At 64.1% G+C, this 24,493-nt stretch carries 19 protein-coding genes; 6 read left to right on the top strand and 13 right to left on the bottom strand.

Annotated features, from left to right (window positions below; translation table 11 throughout):
- Positions 1 to 41: 41 nt before the first annotated feature.
- Positions 42 to 1,055: a TRAP transporter substrate-binding protein gene (locus IB235_RS16095; protein WP_192337539.1), complete on the bottom strand. Its 1,014-nt coding sequence runs from the start codon at positions 1,053 to 1,055 to the stop codon at positions 42 to 44.
- 108 nt (positions 1,056 to 1,163) lie between these two features.
- On the opposite strand from IB235_RS16095, the gene IB235_RS16090 reads away from it, so the two are divergent.
- A complete protein-coding gene (locus IB235_RS16090) occupies positions 1,164 to 2,057 on the top strand; it encodes a LysR family transcriptional regulator (protein ID WP_192337538.1) in 894 nt (297 codons plus the stop codon).
- Here IB235_RS16090 and IB235_RS16085 read toward each other — a convergent pair.
- Positions 2,054 to 2,986 (bottom strand): D-glycerate dehydrogenase, encoded by a 933-nt coding sequence (locus IB235_RS16085; RefSeq protein ID WP_192337537.1) that lies wholly within the window; start codon positions 2,984 to 2,986, stop codon positions 2,054 to 2,056. The genes IB235_RS16090 and IB235_RS16085 overlap by 4 nt on opposite strands.
- 87 nt (positions 2,987 to 3,073) lie before the next feature.
- Positions 3,074 to 5,236, bottom strand: coding sequence for a PQQ-dependent dehydrogenase, methanol/ethanol family (locus IB235_RS16080; protein ID WP_192337536.1), 2,163 nt, complete (start codon positions 5,234 to 5,236; stop codon positions 3,074 to 3,076).
- Positions 5,237 to 5,426: 190 nt separating this feature from the next.
- Between IB235_RS16080 and IB235_RS16075 the strand changes: the two genes are divergently transcribed.
- From IB235_RS16075 to IB235_RS16065, 3 genes are all read left to right on the top strand, one after another.
- On the top strand, positions 5,427 to 6,215 hold the full coding sequence (locus tag IB235_RS16075; RefSeq protein WP_192337535.1) for a 2-keto-4-pentenoate hydratase: 789 nt from the start codon (positions 5,427 to 5,429) through the stop codon (positions 6,213 to 6,215).
- 8 nt (positions 6,216 to 6,223) lie between these two features.
- Positions 6,224 to 7,012, top strand: a complete 789-nt coding sequence (locus IB235_RS16070; RefSeq protein ID WP_192337534.1) for an HpcH/HpaI aldolase/citrate lyase family protein — start codon at positions 6,224 to 6,226, stop codon at positions 7,010 to 7,012.
- An 82-nt stretch (positions 7,013 to 7,094) separates the two neighbouring features.
- Complete coding sequence (locus tag IB235_RS16065) at positions 7,095 to 8,111, top strand: AraC family transcriptional regulator (protein WP_192337533.1); 1,017 nt, start codon at positions 7,095 to 7,097, stop codon at positions 8,109 to 8,111.
- Between the two features lie 62 nt (positions 8,112 to 8,173).
- Here IB235_RS16065 and IB235_RS16060 read toward each other — a convergent pair whose 3' ends face one another.
- From IB235_RS16060 to IB235_RS16020, 9 genes are all read right to left on the bottom strand, one after another.
- Entirely contained in the window at positions 8,174 to 9,610 is a 1,437-nt protein-coding gene (locus IB235_RS16060; RefSeq protein ID WP_192337532.1) for a coniferyl aldehyde dehydrogenase, read from the bottom strand.
- Positions 9,611 to 9,734: 124 nt separating this feature from the next.
- Positions 9,735 to 11,090: a branched-chain amino acid transport system II carrier protein gene (gene brnQ, locus IB235_RS16055; RefSeq protein ID WP_192337531.1), complete on the bottom strand. Its 1,356-nt coding sequence runs from the start codon at positions 11,088 to 11,090 to the stop codon at positions 9,735 to 9,737.
- A 358-nt stretch (positions 11,091 to 11,448) separates the two neighbouring features.
- The gene (locus IB235_RS16050) at positions 11,449 to 13,194 is read right to left on the bottom strand and encodes an aminopeptidase P family protein (RefSeq protein WP_192337530.1); all 1,746 of its coding nucleotides are present in this window, start codon (positions 13,192 to 13,194) and stop codon (positions 11,449 to 11,451) included.
- 10 nt (positions 13,195 to 13,204) lie between these two features.
- Entirely contained in the window at positions 13,205 to 14,491 is a 1,287-nt protein-coding gene (locus tag IB235_RS16045; protein ID WP_225612384.1) for an alpha/beta fold hydrolase, read from the bottom strand.
- A 15-nt stretch (positions 14,492 to 14,506) separates the two neighbouring features.
- Positions 14,507 to 15,460, bottom strand: coding sequence for an ABC transporter permease (locus IB235_RS16040; protein WP_192337528.1), 954 nt, complete (start codon positions 15,458 to 15,460; stop codon positions 14,507 to 14,509).
- 2 nt (positions 15,461 to 15,462) lie between these two features.
- Positions 15,463 to 16,416 (bottom strand): ABC transporter permease, encoded by a 954-nt coding sequence (locus IB235_RS16035; protein ID WP_225612382.1) that lies wholly within the window; start codon positions 16,414 to 16,416, stop codon positions 15,463 to 15,465.
- Entirely contained in the window at positions 16,416 to 18,254 is a 1,839-nt protein-coding gene (locus IB235_RS16030) for an ABC transporter ATP-binding protein (protein ID WP_192337526.1), read from the bottom strand. The genes IB235_RS16035 and IB235_RS16030 overlap by 1 nt, the downstream gene beginning before the upstream one ends.
- 89 nt (positions 18,255 to 18,343) lie before the next feature.
- Positions 18,344 to 20,086: an ABC transporter substrate-binding protein gene (locus IB235_RS16025; RefSeq protein WP_225612381.1), complete on the bottom strand. Its 1,743-nt coding sequence runs from the start codon at positions 20,084 to 20,086 to the stop codon at positions 18,344 to 18,346.
- 276 nt (positions 20,087 to 20,362) lie between these two features.
- A complete protein-coding gene (locus IB235_RS16020) occupies positions 20,363 to 21,031 on the bottom strand; it encodes a Crp/Fnr family transcriptional regulator (RefSeq protein ID WP_192337525.1) in 669 nt (222 codons plus the stop codon).
- A 408-nt stretch (positions 21,032 to 21,439) separates the two neighbouring features.
- Between IB235_RS16020 and IB235_RS16015 the strand changes: the two genes are divergently transcribed.
- Both IB235_RS16015 and IB235_RS16010 read left to right on the top strand, forming a co-directional pair.
- The gene (locus tag IB235_RS16015; RefSeq protein ID WP_192337524.1) at positions 21,440 to 22,090 is read left to right on the top strand and encodes a glutathione S-transferase family protein; all 651 of its coding nucleotides are present in this window, start codon (positions 21,440 to 21,442) and stop codon (positions 22,088 to 22,090) included.
- Positions 22,091 to 22,219: 129 nt separating this feature from the next.
- Positions 22,220 to 23,104, top strand: coding sequence for an EamA family transporter (locus IB235_RS16010; RefSeq protein WP_192337523.1), 885 nt, complete (start codon positions 22,220 to 22,222; stop codon positions 23,102 to 23,104).
- A 25-nt stretch (positions 23,105 to 23,129) separates the two neighbouring features.
- Here the strand turns inward: IB235_RS16010 and IB235_RS16005 are convergent, their stop codons facing one another.
- A complete protein-coding gene (locus IB235_RS16005) occupies positions 23,130 to 24,314 on the bottom strand; it encodes a glycoside hydrolase family 5 protein (protein ID WP_192337522.1) in 1,185 nt (394 codons plus the stop codon).
- Positions 24,315 to 24,493 lie beyond the last annotated feature (179 nt).

The raw sequence follows: 24,493 nt of genomic DNA, 5'->3' as shown, positions 1-24,493 counted from the left end.
TGGCTGGATGTCCCCTGCCGTCTGGGCAGGGGAGGCTGGCGTCAGGAGGTGCAGGCGGATCTGGCCGCCAGCATTGCCCGGTACATCTGTTCGGCACCGGCACCCTGTCCGGTGCCCAGATCTTCCCACAGGCCCGGCAAGCCGTCGCGGAAGGCGGCGGTCTCGGCGTCGTCAAGCTTGCGGATCTTGCCGCCGCCCTGCAGGTGCTTTTCGCGCAACTGGTCCTCGAACGCCGCGACCTCGTCCCGGATCTGGCGGGCAGGCACTTCGGCAAAGGCGGCGCGCACCGCCTTTTGATCAGCCTCGTCCAGCCGGTCCCAGCTTTTGCGCGAGATGGCAAGGATCGCCGGCCCGTCGGAATAGCGGAACTCGGTCACCACCGGCAGGATCTCGTTCAGGCCGCTGGGGACATAGAAGGGATAGACCGTCGCATAGGCATCGATCAGCCCGGTCGAGGCGTTCGACGCCGCCTCGGGGACCGGTGTGGCGATCGGCGCGCTGCCCAGTTGCGAGAACAGCTTCTCGTTCTTGACGTTCATGGTGATGCCGATCTTGCGCCCCTTTAGGCTGGCGGGGGTCGGCAATTCCTCATGGCCCATGATGTAGCCGCTGCCGGATTCGAACCATGTGCCAAAGACCATGCCCTTGTCGGCCAAGGCCGCGGTGACCGGGGCGATCATGTGATCGTCCAGCACGCAGTTGCGCTGGTCGCGATCCTCGAAGAACAGCGGCATGTCCAGCACCGCCAGTTCCGGCACCTGCAGCATCAGCGCACTCAGCGTGAACAGTCCCATATCGACGCGACCGCGCACCACTTGGCCGATGACATCGTTTTCCGCGCCCAGTTGCGAGCTGTAGAAGACCTCGGGCTTCACCCGCCCGTCGCTATGCTTGATGACATCCGCCACCAATCGGTCGATCTGCATTTGCCACGGCGAGTTTTCCGGCGCGGCAGTCGCGACTTTCCAGATGGTTTCCGCATTGGCCATCGCGCCACCCGCAATGGCGAACGTGGCGACAGAAGCGCAAAGACGCGCCATCGCTATCAGTTTCATGGTCATCCTCCCCGACTCCCGCATGAATCGTTAGTCAGCCCCTTTCATTCGGTCCAATTTTTTTGTTGATTGGTTTTGATACGAAACGTGAATGATGAAAGGCCCCGGATGCTGAACCTCAAACCGCTGCATCACTTCGTTCTGGTGGTCGAGGAACGCAATTTTGCCGCCGCCGCCCGCCGCGCCAATATCAGCCAGCCGGCGCTGTCGAATTCGATTCGCACGCTTGAGGAGCAGATCGGAGTGCAGCTGTTTCTGCGCGACGAAAGGCCGGTCAAGGTCACCCCCGAGGGCGAGGAAATCCTTGAACGCGCCCGCTGGCTGCTGTTCGAGGCCCGCAATCTGGATGTCCAGATCAGCGCCCTGCGCAGCGGTGTTGCCGGGCATCTGCGCTGCGGCATGGTCCCGATCTTTTCGGCGTCCTTTGGCGGCAATGTCTTTGCCGCGTTTTCCCGGCGCAGCCCGCAAACCACATTCGAGGCGGATGTGGGCCAGACCAGCCAGTTGCTGCAATTGCTGGATGCCGAGGAAATCGAGGTCGCCATCTGCGACTTCCGCGAAATCCCCTCGGATTCCAGTTATGAAGTCACCCGGCTGCCGCCCAAGGACGGGGCCTGCTATTGCCGCACCGACCATCCGGTCCTGACTGCGGGCACCCTGACCGGGCCGATGATCCATGAATATGGCATCGCCTCGGTCCGTATTCCGCAGGAATTACATGACAATTTGCGCCGGGTCTTCATGCCCGGCAACAGCATCGACCCGCTGCTGCATCTGCAATGCGACAATGTCACCCTGCTGATCGACACCGTGCGCCAAAGCGATCTGATCCTGCTGACCTCGCGGCAAAGCGCGCAGGCGGCCGTGGCTGGCCGCCTGCTGGTCGAAGTGCCCTATCCCGTTTCGGGCGGATCGGAATGGTGCATCGTGGCCCTGCGCAACAAGGTCCTGCGCCCCGCCGCGCGGGCGCTGGTCGAAACCGTCAAGGCGGAATGCGCCTAGACCGGGTCCAGCGCTGCGCCATTCTCAAGGAAGGCCAGCAGATTGGCGATGACCCGGCGGCCCATATCCGTGCGGCAGGCAGCGGTGGCGCTGCCGATATGCGGGGTCAGGACGACATTCGGCAGGGTCAGCAGGCCGGGATCGACGGTGGGCTCGGCCTCGAACACGTCCATCCCGGCGGCGGCCAGATGACCAGAGCGCAGCGCCTCGGCCAGCGCCTTTTCGTCGACCAACGGACCGCGCGCGGTGTTGACCAGCACCGCCCCTTGGCGGAAGCGCGCCAGCCGCGCCGCGTCGATCAGGTGGCGGGTTTCCGGCACCAAGGCGGTGTGCAGCGACACGATATCGGAACCCGCGACCAGCTCATCCGGGCTGGCCACATATTCGGCCCCCAAGGCGGCCTCGGCCTCGGGGCGGCGGGTACGGTTCCAATAACGGATCTGCATGTCAAAGCCCCGCGCCCGGCGGGCGACCGCCTGCGCGATCGGACCAAAGCCGATCAGGCCCAAGGTCTGGCCATGCACGCGCAGACCCATCGAGGCCATCGGTCGCGTGGCATCCCAATTCCCGTCACGGAGGAAGCGTTCGTTCTCGCCCAGCTTGCGGCAGGCGGCAAGGATCAGGGCAAAGGCCAGATCGGCGGTATCCTCGGTCACGACCGGGGTATTCGACACCGTGATCCCGCGCGCGCGGGCGGCCCTCAGGTCGATATTGTCGGTGCCGGTGCCGAAATTCGCGATCAGGCGCAGGCTGTCGGGAAAAGCCGCGATCATCTGTGCCGTCACCGGATCGACGGCGGTCGAGACATAGGCGGGCACCCCTTCGGGGACCGGCGCATCGGCAGGGATATGGCGAAACTCAAGCACACCCTGACGGGACGGGATATTCGCGGGAAAGGGCAGCGGGCGGCTGGTCGCGATCAGCGGCATGGCGGATTCCTGTTTGGGCCAGCCTCAGGCGGCTGGCGGATCGGAAGGAATGATCCCGCGGCAGCTGCGTGCCGCGGGACCGACCACTCAGTTGGTCTTCGGAGACTCGGGCTTCGACGGTGCGGATGCATCGCCGTTGTTGACGGCCAGCCATGCCTGATCCAGCACATAGGCGCGGACTGCCTCGGCGTCATCGGCGCTTAGATGCTTGGCAAAGGAAATCATGCCGTTATCGCTCAATGCGCCATTGATGACGACATCGTGGAAGCCCTCCTTGCTGGCCGAGACATAGGACCAGCGCAGGTCCGGCAGCACGCCCGAACTGATCGCCAGCGGGCCGTGGCAGACCATGCAGTTTTCCGCGTAATGCACGAAGCCCTTCTGGACCAGCGCCGCATCCTTGATCGGCTCGGCCTTGGGTGTCTTTTCGACCGTGTCCTGCATCGGGTCGGGAACCGTGCCCTTGCCACCCAGCTTGAAGACAAAGACCCGACCCACATCGGGGGCCACGGCCTTGTCCCAGGCAAAGCCCCAGTTCAGCGCCCATGAGCCGCCCCAGCCGGTCGCCACGGCGACATATTGTTCGCCATCGATCTCATAGGTTGAGGGCGCGGCCTGAATGCCGCTTTTCAGGTTCATGCCCCACAGCTTCTGCCCGGTGCTGCCGTCCAGCGCCATGAAATAACCCTTGATGTCGCCTTGGAACACCAGCCCGGTTTCGGTGGTCAGGATGCCGCCGTTGAAGGGACCGGAATGCGGATAGACCCAGGCGGGTTTCTGGGCGACCGGGTCCCAGGCCATCAACGTGCCGGTCAGGTTCTTGCGCACTTCCGCAAGCGTGCCGGCCGGATAGGTCGGCGGCAGGCCCGCGGCAAAATCATAGCCGGGGTTCCAGCGCATCGGGTTGGTGCGGTCGGCGGGGCGGTCCTGAACGAATTGCGCCATCTGCTGCGCCGGCAGATAGACCAGCCCGGTATCGGGGTTATAGGCCATCGGATGCCAGTTATGCGCGCCCGCCGGGGCGGGGATGGCAAGGAATCCGGCCTCGCTATCGCGTGCGGCGGGGTTCTCGATCGGGCGGCCCTTGTCGTCCAGCCCGGTCGCCCATGTCTGATGCGCGAAGGGCGCGCCGGAAATGAACTCGCCGGTGGCGGCATCCAGCACATAGAAGAAGCCGTTCTTGGGCGCCTGCATGACGACACGGCGCTTGGCCCCGTCCTTGCCCAGGGGCAGGTCGGCCAGAATGATGCTTTGCGTGGCGGTGTAATCCCACATGTCGCGCGGCGTGGTCTGGAAATGCCACTTATAGGCGCCGGTATCGGCATCCAGCGCCAGAATGGACGACAGGAACAGGTTGTCTCCATTGCCCTTGGGATCGCGGATCTTGGGGTTGAAGGGCGAGGCGTTGCCGGTCCCGACCAGCACCGTGTCATTCACCTGATCATAGACGATGCTGTCCCATGCGGTGCCGCCACCGCCATCGGTCTTCCACGCGCCCTCATCGCCCCAGGTGTCGTTGCCAAGCCGGGCGAACGCCTCGTCCGACGCCGCACCGTCGGGCTTCTTGTCGGGGTTGGGGGTAATGAAGAAGCGCCAGTCCAATGCGCCGGTTTGGGCATCATAGGCCGAGACATAGCCCCTCACCCCGAATTCCGAACCGCTATTTCCGATCAGCACCCGTCCCTTGACGATGCGCGGCGCGCCGGTGATCGTGTAGGGCTTGGACTGATCGACGGTGACCGTGCTCCAGACCAGCTTGCCGGTTTTGGCATCCAGCGCCTCAAGCCGACCGTCAAAGACGCCGACATAGACCTTGTCGCCATAGACGGCGACGCCGCGGTTGATGACATCGCAGCAGGACTTCGCCGCTGCCTCGCCCGAGACCTTGGGGTCATAGACCCACAACTCCTTGCCGGTCTTGGCGTCCAGCGCATAGACGATCGACCATGCTCCGGTCAGATACATCACCCCGTCGACGATGATCGGCGTCGCCTCGACCCCGCGGCTGGTCGCAAGGTCATAGGTCCATGCAATGCCCAGTTCGTCCGCGTTTTTCTTGTCGATCTGCGACAGGCGCGCATAGCGCTGTTCGTCATAGGTGCCGCCATAGGTCAGCCATTCCTGCGGCGTCTTTTCGGCATTCAGCAGACGCTCGGTCGTGACGCCCGCACCATCCCCGGCCTGCGTGGCCGCGCCTCCCAAGATCAGCAGCGCACCCGCGAGGGCGCCTGCCTGCATTTTTCTGAACATGTTCTCTCTCCCACCCGGACTGACGATCCGGCCTCGGGTGGAAGTTGCGGTCTTGACGCAGCGGGCGCTTGATCCAACGTCATCGGGCGCGCGGTCCGTGGTCAAGCTCTTGACCTGTCGTCCGCTATCGTCTCGGGATCGGAAAGGTCGTGGAGGCGACCCGACGACTGCAAAGCGAGGAGGCAGAGCGATGTTCGACCAACAGACCACGGACCGGCTGGCGGATGAATTGTATGGCGCGTTGCGCAGCAGGGTCACGATCCCGCTGATCAGCAAGCGCCACCCCGACGTGACCGTCGATGAGGCCTACCGCGTGTCTCTGGGCGTGCTGAACCGCCGGCTGGCCGATGGCGAAAAGCTGATCGGCAAGAAGATCGGCCTGACCTCGCAGGCGATGCAGCAGATGCTGGGCATTTCCGAGCCGGATTACGGTTTCCTGACCGATGCGATGCAGGTGGCTGACGGCGCGACCGTGACCATCGCCCAGCAGATGATCACCCCGATGATCGAGGCCGAGATCGCCTTTGTCATGCGTGCATCGCTGCCGCTGGAAGGGGTGACCCCGGAAATGGTGCTGGAGGCGACCGAGTATGTCGCGGCCAGCTTTGAGCTGGTCGATACCCGTTTCGACACGCCGAAACTGGCGATTGTCGATACCGTGGCCGACAATGCCAGCAGCGCCCTGTTCCAACTGGGACAGGATCGCATTGATCCGCGCGATCTGGACCTGAACGCCGTCACCTGCACGCTGCTGCGCAATGGCGCGGTGCAATCCACCGGCAAGGGCGAGGCGGTGATGGGCTCGCCCCTGAACAGCGTGGCGTGGCTGGCGAACCGGTTGGGCGCACTTGGTGTCCAGATCGAGGCGGGCGATGTCGTTCTGCCCGGATCGCTGGTACCGATGGTTCCGGTCGCGCCGGGCGACAGGCTGGAGGCCGAGTTCACCGGCATCGGCCGCGTCACCTGCTTCTTTGCCTGAGGGTCACCATGCAGAATATCTCGTTGAAGAAATGGAAAAGCGGCACGGCTAGCCCCGGCGCATGGATTTGCCTGTCCGAGGTCCATACCGCCGAAATGCTGGCGCGCATGGGCTTTGACTGGCTGTGCTTCGACCTGCAGCACGGGCTGATCTCGGAAGCGCAGCTTCAGGCGCTGATCCCGGCGATTTCGGGGACGGATGCGACCCCGATCGTCCGGGTGGTCAGCAATGATGCCGGGCAGATCGGGCGGGCGCTGGATGCCGGCGCGCATGGCATTATCGTGCCCATGGTGAACTCGGCCGAGGAAGCGCGCCGCGCCGCCTCGGCCTGTCGCTATCCGATGGAAGGCACCCGGTCCTGTGGACCGCTGCGCGGCTTCATGCTGGACGGCCCGGATTACCTGCGCAGCGCCAATGCCGAAGTTGCCTGCATCGTCATGATCGAAACGAGCGAGGGGCTGGAACAGGTCGAGGCGATTGCCGCCACGCCGGGGGTGGATGCCATTTTCATCGGCCCGATGGACTTGTGCTTCGGTCTGGGCCTTGTTCCCGGCGATTTTGGCGCGCCCGCCTTTGCCGCGGCCATCGCCCGCATCCGTGCCGCCTGCGCGGCTGCCGACAAGGCCGTCGGTCTGTTCGGCTATTCGCCGGAACTGGCGGGGCAGGCGCTGAAGGACGGCTTCAACTTCGTCTCGGTCGGGACGGATCTGGGCTTTTTGCGGCAGGGGACGGCCAGCGCCATCGCGGCGGCAGGCGGCCTTGGCCAGCAGGAGACGCGCAAGCCCGGCGGCTATTGATCCGCATCTGATCCGGCTTGATTTCCTGCGCGTCATGATTGATGTAATGCAACATCCATCATGATGCGCGGGGAGGCGCAGAATGGTATTCCAACAATTGCGGTTGATCCGCACCGGCGCCCTTGAGGGGTTTCGGGACTATGTCTTCATGCTGGGCGGCGATCCCGATCCGATCCTGCGCAACGCCGGGATCGACCCCGCCACGCTGAACGCGCCTGAGACCCAGATCAACCTTGCGCATTACGTCAGCGCGCTGAACCTTGCCGCCGAGGCGACGGGAACGCCCGCCTTTGGCCTGCTGCTGTCGCAGCGGCAAAGCTTGGACAATGTCGGCGCCGTCGGATATCTGGCCCGCCACGCCCCGACATTGCAGGTGGCGCTGGAGGAGTTGTCCCGTTTCCTGCGGCTGCATGACGGCGGCACCTTTCTGGAGGTCGATCAAAGTGACGACACCACGCTGATCGGGCTGAAATTCTCGGGCGCGGAGGGGCTGCCGGGGATTCAGCGCGTGGAACTGGCCATGGGCTTGCTGCTGAAATTCCTGCGCTCGGTGATGGCGGAAAACTGGACGGCGACGGCAGTCCATTTCGAACATAAACGCCCCGCCAGCCCGCAATATCACGAGCGGCTGTTCCGCTGCCCGATCTATTACGAGCAGCCCTTCACCGCGGTCGAACTGCCCAGTGGTGGGCTGCAAACCCGTCCGAAAAATGCCGATCATGTGCTGTTCAGCATCCTTCGCGGCCATATCGAGCGTCTCAATGCCGAACTGGGCAGCGATCTGGTGGGTCAGCTGCGGCGCATCATTCACAACCAGCTGGAAAACGGCCCGCCTCGGCTGGATGAGGCTGCCGCGGCACTGGGGCTTAGCCGCCATGTCCTGCAGCGCCGTCTCAAGGATTTCGGGACCAGTTTCCAGACCCTGCAGCAATCCGTCCGCTTCGAGGCGGCGCAGCGCTATCTGGCCGAAACCGATCTGCCGCTGGTCGAAATCAGCGGCATCCTGTCATTTTCCGAAGCGGCGGTGTTCACCCGCACCTTTCAGCGCCTGGCCGGAATGACGCCTTCTGAATGGCGGCGCGAGAACCGAATCCGTTAGTCCTCGCGCCGCATCCCGCGCCGCGCATGCCCGCATGGGATGAGGCGGCGGCGTGGGAACCCTTATTTCGTCAGCCGCTTCCGGATTTCCTTGCGGATCGCCGCGCCATAGGGCGGGCGCAGCATCTTGATGATTTCCGACCCGGTCTGGCGATAGACGCCCTTGGCATGGCTGAAGGTCAGGAAGCCCTCCCAGCCGTGGTAATTCCCCATGCCCGACGGGCCGGTGCCGCCAAAGGGCAGGTCCTCTTGCGCGACATGGAACAGCGTGTCGTTCACCGTCACCCCGCCCGAGGTGGTGCGGTTCAGCACATGCTCGCGTTCCTCGGCGGCCTCGCCAAAGTAATACAGCGCCAGCGGACGCGGCCGGTCGTTGATCATGGCAATGGCATCGTCGATCTTGCGATAGGTGCGGACCGGCAGGATCGGGCCAAAGATTTCTTCCTGCATCACCGCCATGTCGTCGGTCGCGTTCAGGATAAGATGCGGCGGGATCTTGTGATGCGGCTGTTGGGTGAAGTTTTCGCCCTTGGGATTGATCTCGACGATCTCGGCGCCTTTCTGGCGCGCATCCTCGATCAGGCCCAGCAGGCGGTCGTAATGGCGCTGGTTGATGATCGAGCCGTAATCGTCATTGTCCTTCAGGCCGGACGGATACATCTCGGCGACGGCCGCGCGCGTTGCGGTGACGAATTCGCCGGTCTTGCCCTCGGGCACCAGCGCGTAATCGGGGGCGGTGCAGATCTGGCCGGCATTCAGCGTCTTGCCATGCATGATCCGGCGCGCCGATTTCGCCATGTTGGCCGATTGCCCGACGATGGTGGGCGACTTGCCGCCCAACTCCAGCGTGACCGGCACAAGGTTTTCCGCCGCCGCGCGCATGACATGGCGTCCGACAGCGGTCGAGCCGGTAAAGATCATGTGGTCGAAAGGCAGGGCAGTAAAGGCCGCGCCGGTCTGGGCATCGCCGGTAGCGACCGACAGAACCTCGGCATCGAAATATTTCGGCACCAGCTCGGCCACCAGCGCCGAGGTCCGCGCGGTGAACTCCGAGGGCTTCACCATCGCCCGGTTCCCAGCTGCGAAAATCCCCGCCAGCGGCGAGAAGATCATCCCGATCGGGAAGTTCCATGGCGAGACGATGCCGACCACGCCCTTGGGCTGGTAATGCAGCACCGCCCGCGCGCCCAGCAGGCCCAGCGGAAACTCGACCGGACGCTTCGACGGCTTCATCCATTTGCGCAGGTTTTTCTTGGCGTGCTTGAGCGCGTTCACCGACTGCACCAGATCGGCGAATGCCGTCTGATCCTTCGAGCGATGCCCGAAATCCGCCGAGACGGCATCGTAAAGCGCGTCCTGATTTTCGACCAGCAGCGCCACGGCGCGGTCGATCCAGCGCGCGCGCGTCGCCTGATCGGGCTGTCCGTCACGGACATGCGCCGCCTTCATCCGCGCCAGTTGATCCGCCAGCGCATTCGCCGTGTTGCTGTCAAACGCCATTTCAGACACTCCTCCCCCTGAGCCAGCACCCATTCTGGGTGCTTCCCCGCGGACGACATTGACCGAACATGGCCATCGCCGTTTCATGAAGTCAAATCCGCGTCTCCGGGTCGGGGCGCCTGTATCAGACGGTGGGGCGGTCGGTCAGGTTGGGTCTGCCCGACAACTGCCAGATCAGCCCGCCGATCATGCCTCCGACAATCGACGGCACCAGCCAGGAAAATCCCAGCGACGACAGCGGGATCGCGTCATAGGCGTGTTGCAGGGCTGCGGGCAGGGTGACCCCCAGCTTGCCCGAACAGGCCAGCACAAGGTCATAGGCCCCCATCAGAAAGGCGATCAGCGCAGCCCCCTTCCAGACCCCGTCATTCGGCAGGAAACGCGACAGCAGACCCAGCAACACCACGCAGATGGCCAGCGGGTAGAACAGCCGGAAGAACGGATCGGCCAGCTTGACGATATAATCGACGCCGCCGAATGCCTGCGCCATCGAGGTGGCCGAGACGATCAGCACTGCCGTCCGGTAGCTGATCCGGCCTCCGGTCCATTTCTGCAGATATTCGCCCAGCACGGCGGTCGCGCCGATCGCGGTGGTCAGGCAGGCCAGCACCACCGCCACGGCCAAGGCATTCGCGCCGACCGAACCGGCAAGCTGCCCGACCAGCCGCGTCAGCAGGTTCGAATGGGTCACGTCGGTACCCAGCACGCCGCTGCCGGTTGCGCCCAGATATTCCAACCCGCCATAGACGAAAAGCAGCCCAAGGAAGGTCACCGCGCAGGCACCCAGCAGGACCGACCTGAAACCGGCATCATCCGCGTAACCGCGCTCGCGGATGGCCTCGACAAAGATGATGCCCAGCATCAGACCGGCAAGCACGTCGCCCGTCTGGTAGCCGGTGATCAGGCCCAGGCTGAAGGGCGCGGCCTCGCCGGTGTGGACGGGGGTTCCCAGCGGCGACAGCACCGACCAAAGGACGATGATCGCCAGCAATCCCAGCAGAAGCGGCGTCAGAAAGCGTCCGATCCGGTCGATCATGTTCGAACGGTCAAGGGCGAACCACGTGCTTACGCCGATGATCAGCGGGATGAAGACCCAGTGCCATGCGCCCTTTTGCAGGGCGGGGGCAAGGGTCAGGATCCCGGTCTCATAGGCGACGCTGGCAGTGCGCGGGATCGCGATCATCCATGCCAGAAACACCATCGCGATGAACAGCAGGGCCGGGCCGAACCACGGCGCGATCGGCGCGGTCATGCGCTCGACGCTGCCGCCGTTGCGCCCAAGGACAAAGACGGTCGCGACCGGCAGAAGCATGCCGGTCAGGGCCAGACCGAACAGCGCCTGCACCCATCCAGAACCCGCCAGATAGCCGATCTGCGGCGGAAAGATCAGGTTTCCCGCGCCGAAAAACACCGCAAACATGGCGAAGCCCACGATCAGGGAATCGCGGAAGATCCGCTGCGGCATGGCAGTGCTGGTCATCGTTACCTCGTCAACTCGTTCCCGCCTTGACGGCATGCACCAAGCAACCGGCGACATGACTGTCGCCGCCCCGTCGCAGGGCGCCATTTCAGGTTTCCGGTCGCGGGCCGCGTGTCGCGGCTCTCGCCCGCAATGCGCGAAAGGCCGATGCCCGCTGATTTCAGCCGGGCAGAAACGGCAAATACGGGTGGCGCTATGGCATGGATGGGCGCGGGATTTGAACCCTGTCGGCGGAAGTTCGCGCAAGGTACGTTGCGGAACCCGCAGTTACGCGCGTGGTGTCAGGGCGACAGCGGACGGGTTCAGGCGTCGTGACGGCCTGCCCGTCAGGTCTGTGACCGACGGGCAGGCGCGTTGTTTATTGGCGCGGCGTGGCAGCCTCCGTGATGGGCGCGGTGTGGCGGATCAACCAATCGGCCACCTCGCCTTGCAGAAGCGGTGCGACCCGGTGGCGCACCTCGGCGTGATAGGCGTCGATCCATGCGCGCTCGGCCGTGGTCAGCGCGGCCAGATCGAACAGCGACAGGTCGATCGGTACCAGCGTCATCGGCTTGAAGCACAGGAAGCCCGGACCATCCTCGACCAGCTCGACCTGATTTTCGATGCGGATGCCCCAGCGGCCTTCCTGATAGTAACCGGGCTCGATGGTCATGATATTGCCCGCGACCAGACCGACGGGATTGCCGGGCTTGGCCAGACGATGGGGATGCTCATGGACCAGCAGGTTATGGCCCACATCATGGCCGGTGCCGTGATCGTAATCAAGGCCAAGCTGCCAAAGCGGCACCCGCGCCAACGCATCCAGCGAATGCGCAAAGGTCCCCACCGGGAAGCGCGCGACCGAAAGCGCGATGAAGCCTTTCAGCACCGCCGTGGAAATCCGGCGAATGTCATCGGCGACCGGCGAAAAGGCAAAGGTGCGCGTCACATCGGTCGTGCCACAATCATATTGCCCGCCGGAATCGAGCAGCAAGATCTGATCGGGGGTCAGCGTCCCGCTGCCGCTTGCGGCGGGGGCATAATGGCACAGGGCCGCATTCCCGCCCGAAGCCGCGATGGTGGCAAAGCTCGGCTCTTGATAGCCGGGAACGGCGGCGCGGAATCCGGCCAGTTTCTCGGACACTTCCCATTCGTCGATGGGATCGTTCGAGGCGCTGCGCAGGGGCATCTCGGCTTCCAGCCATTGGCAGAATTTGGCCAGCGCCACGGCATCGTCCAGATGCGCGCGGTGGAATCCCGCCAGTTCTTCGGGGGTCTTTTTCGACTTTTCGAGCGTGATGAGGCCCGTGGTCGGCGCGGGCACGGCTGCGCCCTGCGCCAGCGCGACCGGCACCGCATCGGGGGTGAAGAAGGCATCGAATGCCGCGCGGCCCGTCAGCGCGGAAAGCGCGGGCAGGAAGTCGTCAAAGGTGCGGGGGGTGACGCCTTCGGGCGCGGGGATGACCAGCTTGGCCGGGTCGATGAACCATTCGGCGCTGTCCTTGCCGATGATGGCGAAGGACAAAGCCAGCGGGTTCATCGCCACATCGCCGCCACGGCGGTTGAAAAGCCATGCGATATTGTCGGGTCGCGTCTCGACCCAAGTCTCGACGCCCAGACGCGACAGCTCACCGCGCAGCCATTCCAGCTTGTCACTGGTCGAACGCCCGGCCTCGGAGAGCGGCATTTCGCGGATGGGCGCTTGCGGCATCGCGGGGCGGTCCAGCCAGATCGCAGCCAGCGGATCAGCCACCGGGACCAGCGTGACGCCATGGGCGCGGGCGCGCAGGGTTTCTGCCTGCGTGACGGTCCAAGTCATCGGGTCATAGCCGATGCGCAGGCCCGCACCCAGCCCGGCCACCCATTGCGCCAGCGGGGTTTCGTGGAAATGCCCATGCTGCCACAGCTTACCATTGACCTGCTTTGCAGCCTGGATCGTATAGCGGCCATCGACCAGAAAGACCGCCCGGTCCGGTGTCACCAGCGCATGGGCAAGCGAGCCGGTAAAGCCCGTCAGCCAACGGATCACGCGGTCATGGTCCGGCGCTTCCTCATTCTGGAAGGCGTCCGAGGTGGTCAGGATCAGCCCGTCAAGTCCCAGCCGCGCCAGTTCCCCGCGCAGCATGGCCAGTCGTTCAGCGTGAATAGCAGTTAAAGCCGTCAAGGCCGTCCTCCATGTCAAACAGCCGCTCGAGCACCTGCGTGGATGCCCGCAGCCCATTATGCTCAAATTCATTGGTCAGCCACATCCGCACATTGCCCAAGGCGCGCGCGGTTTGCAGCGACAGGTCCAGATCGACATACATGTCGTCGGTATAGACGGCGGCGGTCACCGGCACGTCATTGGCGGCCAATCGGTCCAGATCGTATAGCGCGGCCTCCATCGGCATCTGCGCCAGTAGCTGCGCGGCCCCAGCGAAGGGGCGAAGGGCGCGGATCTCGTCGAACATCCACGGATAGATCATCTCGCCTGTGAACAGCAGCGGGCGGTTCGCGGCGGCGAATTCGGGAAATTCGGCCAGCACCCGTTCAGCGGCCCAATCGGTCGGCTGGCCGTGCTGGGCATAGATCGCCTCGTGGATGGCGGCAAAAAGCGGGTTCTGATCGAAGGATGTCGTCTCGCGCATCCGGCCAAGGAAGCTGTCCGATAGCTGGCCGTCATCGGCAATGGCCTCATCCAGCAGCCAGTGCAGGCTCTCGAACCCGTCGGACATGCCCAGATCCATGCCCAGATATTGCAGCCGCCGCACGCTCAGCCGGTCGCCATCGGGCAGGCGGATGTCCTGATCCGTCAGCATGTCGGCGATCTGGTCCAGCACGGCCTGATCCTGCGGATAGCGCTGGAAATACTGGCGGTTCTTGTCGGCCACGCGCGGATAAGTGCGGCGATAGATGTCATCGGCGCTGGCGCGGATGCCCGCCATGCCGCCGGTGACATAGCAACCCAGCAGCGCCTGCGGTGCCAGTGACAGATAGGTTAGGGTCAGGAAGCCGCCATAGCTTTGCCCCAGCGTGTACCATTTCTGGCCGCCGAACAGCGCTTTACGCAGATGTTCGGCATCGCGGATGATGCTGTCGGCGCGCAGGCAGGACAGGTAATGCGCGCCCTGATTGGCGCTCATCGCGGCAAAGGCGCGGCCCTGCACCGGGGTCGAGCGGCCCGTGCCGCGCTGGTCCAGCATGAGGACGCGGAAGCGTTTCAGCGCAACCGAAAGCCAGCCGGGCGCGCCTCCGCCGGGGCGCGGTGCCTTGCCGCCCGGCCCGCCTTGCAGATAGACGAGCAAAGGCCGCTCGCGCCCATCGGGGGCGGCGATCTCGCGGGCAAAGACCTTGATCGTCGGACCGTCTGGCTTGGACCAGTCCAAGGGAACCGTGACCGAGTGGTCGCGGATAATCGCTCCGGGGATTTTATAGTCGTTCATGTCGGTCATCCGATTTCAGCGCATCCGGGGATCAAGGGCTGCGTAAAGCAGGTCCACGATGATATTGCACAGCACGATGAAGAGGCCCCCCAGCAGCACCACGCCGATGATGATCGGGCGGTCCTGATTGCGCACCGCCTGCACCGCGAGCGACCCGACGCCTTGCAGGCCGTAGACTTGCTCGATCACGATGACGCCGCCCAGCATCAGCCCGATATCCGCGCCAAGCTGCGTCACCAGTGGCATAAGGGTTGAGCGCATGCCGTGGCGCAGCACGACCTTGCGTTCCGACAGGCCCTTGGCGCGGGCGGTGCGGATGTAATCCTCGCCCAGAACCTGCAATAATTGGCCCCGCGTCAGACGGGCATAGATCGCCGCCGTGACCAGCGCGAGCGTGGCCCAAGGCAGCGCCAGATGCCATGCCCAGATCAGCGGATTGGTCAGGAAGGGCTTGTAGCCGCTGGGCGGGAACAGGGTGAATCCCGCCTGCTTGGGCAAGAAATAAAGCGTATAAAGCGCCAGCATCCCCAGAACGAAGGTCGGAAAGCTCAGGCCCAGCAGGATGAAGACCTGCCCCAGCCGATCGCGGAACCCGCCCGGATGGCGCGCCGACATGATGCCGATCGGGATGCCGATCGCCAGCCACAGGATCACCGCGCCAAAGACCAGCGAGATGGTGACCGGAATCCGGCGCAGGATCAGCTCGCTGACCGGCTGCTGGTTGCGATAGGAAAAGCCCAGATCGCCCTGAACCGCCCGACCGACGAATTGCAGATATTGCTGCGTTATCGGCTGGTCGAGGCCAAGGTTCTGGCGCACCAGTTCCAACTGCTCGGCGCTGGCCTTGTCGCCCGCGACGATCCGCGCGGGATCGCCCGGCGCGACAAAGAACAGCAGGAACACGAACAGGCTCAGGACGAACAGGACCAAGGCCCCGAAGCCCAGCCGCTTAGCGATGAACTTGCCCATGATCAGCCCTCCGTCACGGGTTTGGCGGGCTTGCGGCGGCGCTTCACCCGCCTGCCCTTGGGGTCAAGCGCATCGCGCAACCCATCGCCCAGAATGTTGAAGGCCAGCGTCGAGCCCAGCAGCGCCAGCCCCGGAAACAGCACCAGCCACCATGCGACCAGATAGATCGAATTGGCCCCGGCCTCGGCCAGCATCCCGCCCCAGCTTGGCGTCGGCGGCACGATGCCAAGGCCAAGGAAGGACAGGGTCGCCTCGAAGACGATGGAATTCGGGATCATCATCGTCGTGTAGATGATGATCGGCACCGACAGGTTGGGCAGGATGTCGCGCAGCATGATCGACAGGTTCCCCGCCCCCAGCGAGCGGCTGGCCTGCACGAAATCGCGCCGGGCCAGGGATGCCGTCTCGGCCCGGATCACTCGGCCGATGGTGGTCCAGCTGAAAAACACGATGACCGAGATCGACAGCCACAGCGACGGCCCAAAGACTGAGACCAGCGCCAAGGCGCACAGCAGGAACGGCACCGACATGACCAGATCCATCAGCCGTCCCAGCACGGTATCGGTCCAGCCGCCGAAATAGCCCGCCGTCATGCCGATGGTGACGCCGATGAAGGATGCCGCCAGCGCCGCAGCCACCCCCACCGCCAGCGAGATCCGCGCGCCATAGGCGATACGGACCAGCACGTCCCGGCCAAGCTGGTCGGCGCCCAGCAGGAATTCATGGTTGGGCCCGACCGGCAGGCCGACCGGTGACAAGCCGGTATCGCGATATTGCTCGATCGCGTCATGGCCGGTCCAGCCGGCGAACCAAGGCGCGCCGATGGCGAAAGCGACCAGAGCCAAGATGAAGACCGCAGCCAGCAGGCTGGCCGGGTCGCGCATCAGGCGGCGGAAAGTCAGGTTGGCCGAGGATCGCTGAACGACTTTCGGCGCGTCTAGTTGGGCTTCGCTCATCATGCGGCTCCCTGTTCCAGTCTTAGAAGTTCGCGCGGCTGGGCCTGCACGGGCACCGGCGGCACATGCGAGGCGTCCAGCAGCGTGCGGGTATAATCCTGCTGCGGGTGCTGGAAGATCTGCTCGGTCGCGTCCATCTCGATGATGCGGCCCGCGTTCATCACCGCGATGCGGTCGCACATATGGCGCACGACGCTAAGGTCATGGCTGATGAACAGATAGGTTAGCCCCAGCTTCTGCTGCAATTCCTGCATCAGGTTCAGGATCTGCGCCTGTATGGACACGTCCAGCGCCGAGACCGGCTCGTCGAAAATCACCAGATCGGGGTTCAGCGCCAAGGCGCGGGCGATACCGATGCGCTGCCGCTGCCCGCCGGAAAATTCGGAGGGGAAGCGGTTGTAATGCTCGGGGTTCAGCCCGACCAGTTCCATCAGGCGGCGGACCTCGTTCTTGCGCGCCTCGCCCTTGGCCAGCCCGTGGATGCGGAACGGCTCGCCGATGATCGCGCCGACCCTGCGGCGTGGGTTGAGCGAGCCGAACGGGTCCTGAAACACCAGCTGCACGCGGCGGCGCATGTCGCGCCATGCCTTTGGGGTCAGCGCGCCGACATCGATGCCGTCGAAATCGACCTTGCCGCGCGTGGCCGGGACCAGCCCCGCAATCACCCGCGCCAGCGTCGATTTTCCGCAGCCGGACTCTCCGACCAGACCCAAAGTCTCGCCCCGCGCGACCTCAAGCGTGATGCCTTTCAGCACATCAAGCTGACGCTTCGCGCCAAAGCCCGAGGACATCGTATAGGTCAGCGCGACATCCTGCACCGACAGCAGCCGGTCCGTGGGCGGCTTTCGGGCGGGTTGGGCGGGGGCGGCATCCGCGCGGTCGATCCGGGCTTCGAAATGGCACAGCGCTTCGGTCCCGCAGGCATAGGCGCGGTTGGGCGGGGCCTCGGTCTGGCAGATCGGCTGGACCTGCGCGCAGCGCGGCGCAAAGATGCAGGCTTTGGGGCGCGCAAGCAGGCTGGGTGGCCGTCCGGGGATCGAATATAGCTCGGTCCCCTGCCGCGCCGCTGCGGGCGAGGCGCGCAGCAGGCCGAAGGTATAGGGATGGGCGGGCGCGGCAAACAACCCCTTGGCCGGGCCGATTTCCAGCCGCGTGCCGCCATACATGATCATCACCTTATCCGCGACCGAGGCCATCAGCCCCAGATCATGGGTGATCATGATGACCGTGATGCCCAGTTCGCGCCGCATTTCATCCAGCAGTGCGACGATCTGCGCCTGCACCGTCACGTCCAGTGCGGTGGTCGGCTCATCGGCAATGATCAGCGACGGACGCAGTACCAGCGCCATCGCGATCATCACGCGCTGGCGCATACCCCCGGAAAACTGGTGCGGGTAATCGTCCAGCCGGGCCGCCGCATCTTTGATCCCGACCTTTTCCAGCATCTCGGCGGCGCGGGCGCGGGCCTCGGTATTGCTGACCTTTTCATGGGCGTGGATCACTTCGGTGATCTGGCGGCCGATGGTGTAATAGGGGTGCAGGCTGGACAGCGGGTCTTGAAAGACCATGCCGATCCGTGCCCCACGCAGGGCGCGCAGCTCGGCGGGCGTCATTTTCAGCAGGTCGCGACCCTCGAACAGGCATTCGCCCTCGATCTCGACGCCGGGCAGCAGGCCCATGATCGCCTGGGTCAGGACCGATTTGCCGGAGCCGGATTCGCCCGCGATGCCGAACAGGCTGCCTGCCTCGACCGTGAACGAGACATTGCGCGCGGCGTGAAGGATTCCATCCTCGGTCGGGATGCGGATTGAGATGTTTCGCGCTTCAAGAAGGGGCATTCATGTGTTCCTGCGCCAAGGAAATCGCCCGCACATCTGCGCGGGCGAGAGTTGTGTGATCGACGGTCGGGGCCGGTCGCTTGCCGCGATCAGCGCTCCAGCCAGAGGTTGCTCCAATCCCCGTTCGCGCCAAGCGCATAGGGCAGGAAGTTCTTCACCGCATCGCTGTGATAGACGACGACGTTTTGCGAGATGAACGGAATGACCGGTGCATCGCCCATGACCAGCTCGTCGACCTCGGCCCACAGTTTGCCCGCCTGAGCAGCGTCGGCGGCGTTGATTGCCTCGGCGGCTTTCGCATTGGCCGCGTCGTTGTTGTAGTCGGTGTAGTTGTAGGTCTGGTGGCGACCGTCAAAGGTGAATTGCGGCTGGAAGACCGAGCGCGCGGCACCGCCGACCCAATCGGGCGACCAGCTGACCGGGGCGATGTCCCATGCGCCGGTCTTGGTGGTTTCCTGATTGGTCATGTATTTCGAATAGTAATCCGCGGCGGAAACGGGGATCAGTTCCAGCTCGATCCCGGCCTTTTTCATGCTGGCCTGAATGGTCTGGGCGATGGACGGTTCGTCGTTGATGTTGCGGAAGGGCATCTTCAGCTTGATCCCGTCGGGGAAGCCCGCCTCGGCCAGCAGGGCCTTGGCCTTGTCGGGATCGCCCTTGTGTTCGGTGCTGGGATACAGGTCGAAGTCGTGATAGCCGACGACGCCCGGCCCAAAGATGCCGTTCTGCGGCGCGGCAACGTAAGACCCGCCCATCTGCTGCACGATCGCCGCCTTGTCGATGGCGTAGTTCAGCGCCTGACGGACCTTCACATCCTTCAGCGCGCCGTTGTTGTTGTCGGCCGCCGTGTTGACAAAGATGAAGCTGGTCCGCCCGACCGAGATCGCGACCAGTTTGTCATCCCCGGTCGCCTGCAGCATCGGCAGCAGCGCCGGCGGCACGAGGATGTCGTAAAGCATGTCTGCATCGCCCGCCTGAATCTGCTGGATCGCGGCGTCGGGCTGCAGGCCGAAGGTCAGTTCGATCTCGTCGACATAGGCCTTGCGCAGCGGATCGCTTTCGGCGGTCCATGCCGGGTTGCGCTTCAGCTTCAGCGTGCTGTCCGGCACGTAATCCGCGACGGTATAGGGGCCGGAGGCCATGAAGTTCTTGCGGAAATCCGGGCTGTCGGGGATGAAGTCAAGGATTTCGACCGGGGCCGGTGCGGCCGAGGGCAGCGACAGCATATAGATGAAATCGCCGGCTTTTTCCTTCAGACGGAAGGTGACGGTCTTGTCATCCGGGGTCTCGATCCCGGTGATGTCCGTGCCCTCGACATAGGCCTTCATCGCCTCGGCGGTCGGTTCGACCTTGGCGAAGCCGTCGCAGAACGTGTCCATGCCTTCGATCAGCGACACGAAATAGGTCAGGAAGGACGAACCCAGCACCGGGTTACACATGCGCTTGATGCCGCGTTCGACATCGGCGGCAACGATCGGGCGCGGCGTGCCCTTGATGTCCCATGCCGCGCCATCGCGCAGGGTGAAGGTATAGGTCAGGCCATCATCGCCGGGCTGAGGCAGTTCGACCGCAAGGTCGGCTTTCGGCGCGACACCTTCAGCGGGGTCGAGCGAGCTGTCATAGCCGACCAGCGTGCGCTGCGTCGCGCGGATGAAGTTGTTCGAGGTGACGACGCCGACGCTGGCCGGGTCGAAATGGTCGATATCCCCCGAACCAAGGATTTTCAGCACGCCGCCGGTCTCTTGTGCCGTTGCAGGCAGGACCGCCAGCGCAAGCAGCATGGCGGTCGTGGCAAGCATGGGGGTCCGTGCGGAGCGAAGCAAGGTGGTCATCTGACATGCATCCCTGTTGTATATAATTTGTCGACATAATGAATTTGCTGGTATGGAAGTCAAGAAGTTTGCTGCGTCAATCGCACGAGACAGCGCGCCAAACCTCATGGCTCGGCTATAATATTGAAATTGTTTGTCTATACTCGATGACGGCTGGGCTGCGGCTTGCCACCGTCAGCCCCGCCGTTCCATTTTGCCGTGATGCCGTCCGAGGAATCGCATAGTCGATAGCGTCTGCCCCGCCTGTGCCGGGCATTGCCAAGTCGGATCAGTTTCTCAGACGAGAGAACCGCTTGCCTGCAACCCGTCGCGATCCAGAACAAGGATCTCGCCCCGGCTGAATTCGACAATGCCCTGCTGCCGCAGCAGGTTCAGCCGCAGATTGACAGTCTGGCGGGTGCATCCAGCCAAAGTCGCCAGATAGGCCTGGCTGACATTGATCTTGGGCTCTGCCTCGGTCGTCAGTTGATGCAGGTAATGATCAATCCGCTGGTCGGCGGTCATGAAATTGTCGACCGAACGCTGGCGATTGTCCCGGACCAGCCGATCATGCAGCAAGCCCGCCAGATTCACGATCAACAGCTGCGCGGGAACATGCTTGAGCAACGCGGCCGAGCTGCAGCACAGGACCCTTGAGCCCGGCATCGCCGTGCATGTGGCGGCGCATGGCCTGCCTGACAGGGCCTCGACCTCGCCCAGCACCTCGCCGGGACCGGCAATAAAGACGACAAGGGAATTGCCGTTCGGGTCGATATAGCTGACCTCGACCTGCCCCTGCTCAACGATGAAAAAGGTGTCGGTTGCCAGACCCTGCTGCAGAATGTCCTTGGGCCGCAGATGGGTGCGGGTGATGCAATCGGACAGGAAGGTCAGCTTCTGCTGCTCTGACAGACCCTGCAGCAGGTCGGAATCGAAGTTGGGCCGATAGGTCGCGGGCAGTTCCATGCTTGTGCCAGTCCCCAGAAACCGAGACAGGTTTCCGTCCGAACGGCCTTGGACAAGCCCGAGGGCGGCGCAATTCCGGAAACGCTTTGGCAATCAATGCAATGTGGAGCAGGGCGATGCAAGCCGCCCTGCTCTTCAGTGGTACATTTACAAAAAGGCTACTCGTTACCGCTAAGGACGAAGCATGTCCTGTCATGTCCGTATTTAGGGCAAATCTGCCGCAACTTGTGTCGGCTGGCCGACATTTTGCGCAGAAAGGCGACGAAACTGTCCCAAAGGCTAGGCCTAAACCCGGTAAGGCCGGGCATTTGCGGATCAGCCGCGCGGATCGCCGCCGGTGGCCGGGCATCCGGCCTTGAGCGCGGGGGCGGGGCGGGCGATAATCTGCACGCAGAAGGGAAGGTTCCGATGGCCATTACCATCACCGCCTTTGAACGCTCGCCCGACCGTGGCAGGGGGCTTGCGCGCGACATGCGCGTCCGCTGGGCGTTGGAGGAAGTGGGGCAGCCATATGATGTCCGCCTGCTGTCCTTTCCCGACATGAAGCAGCCCGCCCATCTGGCGCTGCATCCTTTCGGCCAGATCCCGACCTATCAGGACGGCGATCTGACCCTGTTCGAATCCGGCGCGATCGTGCTGCATATCGCCGAGCGCCATGACGGGCTGTTGCCTGACGATGCCGATGCGCGGGCGCGGGCCATCGCATGGATGTTCGCCGCGCTGAACACCATCGAGCCGCCAATCGTCGAACGCAGCATGGCGCAGCTGTTTGAGCGCGACGAGTTGTGGTTCGAACAGCGTCTGGCCAAAATCGACAAGCTTCTGCATATCCGGCTGGGCCAATTGTCCGCGCGCCTCGGCACCGCCGATTGGCTGGACGGCTCCTTTCACGCGGGCGATCTGCTGATGGTCTCGGTGCTGCAAAGGCTGAAGGGGGCGGGCCTGCTGGAGGAATATCCGAACCTGATGCAATACATCGCGCGGGCCGAAGGCCGGCCCGCCTTTGCCCGCGCATTTGCCGCGCAATTGGCGGTCTTTACCAGCAGCCAGCAGGGCTGACCGTGCGCTGGCGCAGTCCGGGCAGCACCCCTTGAATCCCGCCCCCCGCCATTTGACGTAAGATCGCGCAGGACAGTCCGGCTGGGTTCGGGCATGTCTGCCGGGCGATTCCCAACCGAGAAGATCACCGTGACCGCCTTTTACTATGCCCTGACCGTGCTGATCTGGGGAACGACCTGGATCGCCATTCACAACCAGCTTGGCATCGTGCCGATCGAGGCCTCGGTGGTCTATCGTTTCGCGCTGGCCGGGGCGGTCATGTTCCTTGGGCTGCTGGCCATGGGCAAACTAAGGGCCATTCCCGCGCGGCAGCAGCCTTGGGTGGTCCTGCAGGCGCTATGCCTGTTTTCGTGCAATTTCATCTGCTTCTACATCGCGACGGGCTATGTCCCCAGCGGAGTCGTCTCGGTGGTGTTCTCGGCGGCCACGATCTTCAATCTGATCAACGCCTTCCTGTTTCATGGCCGCCGTCCCTCGGGGCGCATTCTGGCCGGGGCGGGGCTGGGGGTTCTGGGCATCGCCTGCCTGTTTCGCGATACGCTGTCGGCGGCGGCGCTGGACCCCGGCACGGCCAAGGGGCTGGCCCTGGCGCTGCTGGGAACGTGGCTCTTTTCGGCAGGCAATCTGGTTTCCGCCCGCAATCAGCGTCACGGGCTGCAGCTTGCCACGGTCAACGCCTGGGCGATGCTTTACGGGGCCGGGATCGTGACTGCCTTCGCCCTGCTGCGCGGCGTGCCCTTCGCCTTTGACACATCGGCGCTTTATGTCGGATCGCTGCTTTATCTGGCGATCCCCGGCTCGGTGATCGCCTTTACCACCTATCTGACCGTGGTGCATCGTCTGGGGCCAGAGCGCGCGGCCTATATGACGGTGCTGTTCCCGGTCGTCGCGCTTAGCATCTCGGTCGTCTATGAGGGCTACCGGATCACGCCGCTGGCCGGGCTGGGGCTGGCATTCGTCCTGCTGGGCAATGTGTTTGTGCTGACCAAGCCGCGGGTCAGGGCATCGGCCTGAGGCGCCGACACCCCGCCCGGACCGATCAACGCATCCTGTCGCGCAGGATCTGCATCAGCTTGCCGTCGCGCGGCAGTTTCTCGGGCTGGCCCTGTTCGGTCAGCCAGTAGAACCGCCCCGGAGGCAGGTCGGTCGGCAGCTCATAATCCATGCCGTCCCATTCATCCTCGCGGAAGGAATAGAAGGCCCAGTGGCCGCCGCGCGCCTCGACCGTGTCCAGCACATCGGTCAGATAGGTGCCGCAATCCTGCCAGCGCCGCATGCAGCCGAACTCGGCTGCGACGATGCGACCGGGCGGCAGGTGCTGTGCCTCGGCCCAGTCGAACGCCGCGCCGATATGGGCCGCCACGGCGTCGCGGTCCCAAGCCAGCGTTCCGCCCGCATATTCGGTTTCCGCCCCCGGATAGCGCAGGGGTTTTTCCCGCTTCATGTTGGGCGCGCTGGTCGCGGCATAGGGCTCATACATGTGGAATGCGTATAGCACCCGGTCGTCGGGCAGCGCGGCAGGCCATGCCGCCAGCGAGCGCGGATTGGCGAACCAGCCGCCATCGACCATGATCGGGGTGACCGGATCGACGGCGCGGATCGCGGCGATGATGCGGCTGTAGAAACCCGGCAGATCGCGCAAACCGCCCGCCTGCGCGGCCTGCCAAGTGTCCAGCTCCTGCTGCGGGGCATTCTCGGTCGGGCCGCCGTTCTTTTCGGGCGCGGGTTCGTTCAGGATATTGTAGCCCGCAACCGCCGGATGATCCTTCAGCGCGCCCGCCAGATCCTTCCAGAACTGCACCGCCTGATCCTGATAGCGCGCCTCCGACCAGATCCGATCGTCATATTTTCCGCCATTTTGCTGCGTCCAGCGCGCACCGGGCAGGCTAAGCGGGGTGACGACCACCTTGATGCCCTCGGCCTCGGCGGCATCCAGAACCTTGCGCAGGGACGCTAGATCCTGAGGCGCAAGGCCCGCGTAATCATCGGCATCCCCGATCAGGAAATCCTGCCCCTGACCCTTCCACTTGCTGAAGGAAAGGCGCAGCCAGCTAGCCCCGGTATCGGACAGCGCCTTGAAATAGGCCTGATCCTGCGGGGTGGCGTTGAAGCCGTTCGCGCCTTTTTGCGGGCTGTCCCAGAACCCGATCAGGTCGGCGGCAAGGACCGGTTGCGCCAATCCGGCGCAAAGTGCAGCGATGGCGAGGGTGGTCTTGTGGATCATGGTTCTGCCCGATTTTTCACCTGAATGCAGCATTTCCACCGGACAGGCCATCCCCCTAGCTAGCTCTTCCATCGACGATGAGTTGTGGTTTTCCTTTTGAGCAGGGTTCGATGCGGGCGGTGACGTCGAAGACGTGGCGCAGGAGGTCTGGGGTGACGACCTCGGGGGTGGGGCCGCAG

The sequence above is a fragment of the Paracoccus sp. PAR01 genome, from assembly GCF_014851995.1.
GTDB lineage: Bacteria > Pseudomonadota > Alphaproteobacteria > Rhodobacterales > Rhodobacteraceae > Paracoccus > Paracoccus litorisediminis.
The sequence above is the reverse complement of the archived record's forward strand: the minus strand, read 5'-3'. Positions and strand labels throughout refer to the sequence as shown.